Below are 2,883 nucleotides of genomic sequence, written 5' to 3'. Positions count from 1 at the left end.
GGCGGGGACGGTCCCCGAGCTGGAGGCGGCCCGGCGGGCGGGGCTCACCGCCTGCGCCGCCCTTCCTGAGCCGGGGACAGGCAAGCTGATCGGACCGCCGCCGGCGGTCCTGGAGCGGGGGCTGGACCTCTTCGGCTTCGGAGTGGCCGAGGCCGACGGGGCCAAGCGCCTGCCTATGAAGGCCCCGGCAGATCACGAGCCCTGTCTCATCCCCGGCTGCGCCGCCGTGGCGGCGGTGGCGGGGCTGTCCGCCCTGGGGCGGCCCCTGGGGGAGGTCTGCCACCGGGCGCCCCTGGCCTGCGCCCTGCTGGGTGTGGGGCCGGAGACCATCGTCACCCCGGACCTGCTGGCCCGGCTCCTCACCCACAGGGCGGGGCAGTTCAAGGGGGTGGGGGAGGTGCAGAACTTCCGGGTCCTCCTCAACCAGGCCGACGGGCCGGCGGAGCTGGCCCTGGCCCGGGAGACCGCCCGGGCCGTTCAGACGTATCTGCCGGGTACCCGTGTGGTGGCCGCCGCCCTCCGGGAGGCCGATTGTGTGAAAGAGGTGTTTCCATGCTGATCGTTGTAAAGGGAGCGGGGGATCTGGCCACGGGGATCGCCTGCCGGCTCTTCCGGGCCGGGTGCTCCGTGGTGATGACCGAGACAGACCGGCCCACCACCGTGCGCTGCACCGTGGCCTTTTCCCAGGCGGTGTACCGGGGGACGGCGGAGGTGGAGGGCATCGCCGCCGTGCTGGTACAGACCGCTGCGGAGGCCCGGGGCTGCGTCCGGTCGGGCAGAGTGGCGGTGCTGGTGGACCCAGCCGGGACCTGCGTCGCCGCGCTGAAGCCCGACGGGGTGGTGGACGCCATCCTGGCCAAGAAAAACCTGGGCACCGCTCTGACCGACGCCCCCGCTGTGGTGGGGGTGGGGCCCGGCTTCACCCCCGGCGTGGACTGCCACGCCGCCGTGGAGACCCAGCGGGGCCACGACCTGGGCCGGGTGCTGTGGGACCGTTCGCCCGCCCCCAACACCGGCGTCCCCGGCGACATCGGCGGCTATACCACAGAACGGCTGCTCCGGGCGCCGGCGGAGGGGGCCTTCGTCCCCCTGTGCGCCATCGGCGACACCGTGGCCGCCGGCCAGACCGTGGGACGGGTGGGGGAGGCCCCCATGACCGCCCAGATCGCCGGCGTGGTCCGGGGGCTGCTGCCGGAGGGGACGCCGGTCTTCCCCGGCATGAAGGCGGGGGACGTGGACCCCAGATGCCGCCGGGAACACTGCTTCTCCGTCTCGGACAAGGCCCGGGCGGTGGGGGGCGGGGTCCTGGAGGCCCTTATGTGTCAATGGAGCAAAGGAGGAGAACTGACATGGCATCGGACATCCAACTGACCAAGCTGGCCGAGTGCGCCGGCTGCGGCGCCAAGGTGGGGGCGGGGGTGCTCTCCCAGCTGCTGGAGGGCCTGCCCACCCGCACCGACCCCAGGCTGCTGGTGGGCTATGACACCAGCGACGACGCCTCGGTCTACCAGCTCTCGGACGAGCTGGCCCTGGTCCAGACGGTGGACTTCTTCCCGCCCATCGTGGACGACCCCTACCTCTTCGGCCAGATCGCGGCGGCCAACGCCATCAGCGACGTGTACGCCATGGGGGGCGAGCCCAGGCTGGCCCTCAATGTCATGTGCGTCTCCCCCCAGATGGACCGGGAGGCCATCCACGCCGTCCTCCGGGGGGGCTACGAAAAAGCCTACGAGGCGGGGACCATCATCACCGGCGGCCACACCATCCAGGACAGGGAGCCCAAGTACGGCCTGGCGGTATCCGGCTTCGTGCATCCGGCCAAGATCCTGCGCAATGACCGGGCCCGGCCGGGGGACGTGCTCCTCCTCACCAAGGCCCTGGGCATCGGCGTCACCACCACCGCCGCCAAGGCGGGGCTGGCCGACCCGGACCTCTATGCCCAGGCGGTGGAGCAGATGCGCACCCTCAACAAGGCGGCCCGGGACATCATGGTAAACTTCGACGTGGGCAGCTGCACCGACGTCACCGGCTTCGGCCTTATGGGCCACAGCCTGGAAATGGCCCGTGGGGGCGGGGCCACAGTGGTCCTCGAAAGCGGGAACATCCCCTTCCTGCCGGGGGTGCGATCCCTGGCCGAGATGGGGCTTCTCCCCGAGGGCATGTACCGCAACCGCCACTTTGCCGAGTCCTCCACCAAGGTGGAGGGGGAGGTTCCCCTGGCCGTCCAGGACCTTCTTTACGACCCCCAGACCTCCGGCGGACTCCTCATCGCGGTGGCGGAAAAGGACGCCCAGGCTCTGCTGAACGCCCTGAAGGACCGCATTCCCTGCGCCGCCCAGGTGGGCTATGTGGAGGCCAGGCGGGAGTATTGCTCCATCCTGGTGAAGCCGTGAGAGGGAGCGAGACCTATCAGCTGCTGGCCTTTGAGAGCACCCACGCTGCCATGGCGGCGGAGCGGGCCCTGAGATCCCGGCTGCTGGTGACGGTGATGCCCACCCTGCGGCAGATCACCGCCGCCTGCGGCATCTCCCTGCGCGTCGAGGACCGGGACGGCCCGGCCCTGAGCAGGGCGCTGGGGGAGGGCCTGATACCGCCGGGAGAATACCGGCGCTACCGGGTGGAGGACGGGACCCCCGTCCTGTGGAACGACAATATGTGAAAGGTGGAGTGACAATGGCAGTGGAGATCGACGCCATGGGCAGGGCCTGTCCCATGCCGGTAGTCCTGGCCAAGCAGGCCCTGGACGGCGGCGAGCGCGATGTGACGGTGGTCGTGGACAATCAGATCGCCGTGGAGAATCTGACGCGGCTGGCCGAGAGCCAGGGCATGACGGCGGTGAGCGCGCCCCGGGAGGGGGGCTTCGCCGTGCGCATCACCGGCGAG

The 2,883-nt window shown here is 71.0% G+C and carries 5 protein-coding genes; all 5 read left to right on the top strand.

What is annotated here, in order from left to right:
- Positions 1 to 559 (top strand): selenium cofactor biosynthesis protein YqeC (yqeC, locus tag Q0Y09_RS10745; protein ID WP_297721308.1); only part of this gene is annotated, 559 nt, incomplete at its 5' end.
- Positions 553 to 1,371, top strand: a complete 819-nt coding sequence (gene yqeB, locus Q0Y09_RS10740) for a selenium-dependent molybdenum cofactor biosynthesis protein YqeB (RefSeq protein WP_297721305.1) — start codon at positions 553 to 555, stop codon at positions 1,369 to 1,371. The genes yqeC and yqeB, both read left to right, overlap by 7 nt.
- A complete protein-coding gene (gene selD / locus Q0Y09_RS10735; RefSeq protein ID WP_297721302.1) occupies positions 1,350 to 2,393 on the top strand; it encodes a selenide, water dikinase SelD in 1,044 nt (347 codons plus the stop codon). Before yqeB ends, selD begins: the two co-directional genes overlap by 22 nt.
- Positions 2,390 to 2,659 (top strand): DUF3343 domain-containing protein, encoded by a 270-nt coding sequence (locus Q0Y09_RS10730; protein WP_297721299.1) that lies wholly within the window; start codon positions 2,390 to 2,392, stop codon positions 2,657 to 2,659. Before selD ends, Q0Y09_RS10730 begins: the two co-directional genes overlap by 4 nt.
- Before the next feature lie 14 nt (positions 2,660 to 2,673).
- Positions 2,674 to 2,883, top strand: a 210-nt coding sequence (locus Q0Y09_RS10725; protein ID WP_297721296.1) for a sulfurtransferase TusA family protein, incomplete at its 3' end; no start/stop codon positions are given.

It is taken from the genome of Intestinimonas sp. (assembly GCF_026169115.1).
Taxonomy (GTDB): Bacteria; Bacillota; Clostridia; order Oscillospirales; family Oscillospiraceae; genus Intestinimonas.
Note: the sequence above shows the minus strand (reverse complement) of the source record. Positions and strands in the feature narration are given on the sequence as shown.

Coding starts and splice junctions, on each gene's coding strand:
- yqeB (WP_297721305.1), top strand. CDS start 553: ATGCTGATCGTTGTAAAGGGAGCGGGGGATCTGGCCACGGGGATCGCC.
- selD (WP_297721302.1), top strand. CDS start 1,350: ATGGCATCGGACATCCAACTGACCAAGCTGGCCGAGTGCGCCGGCTGC.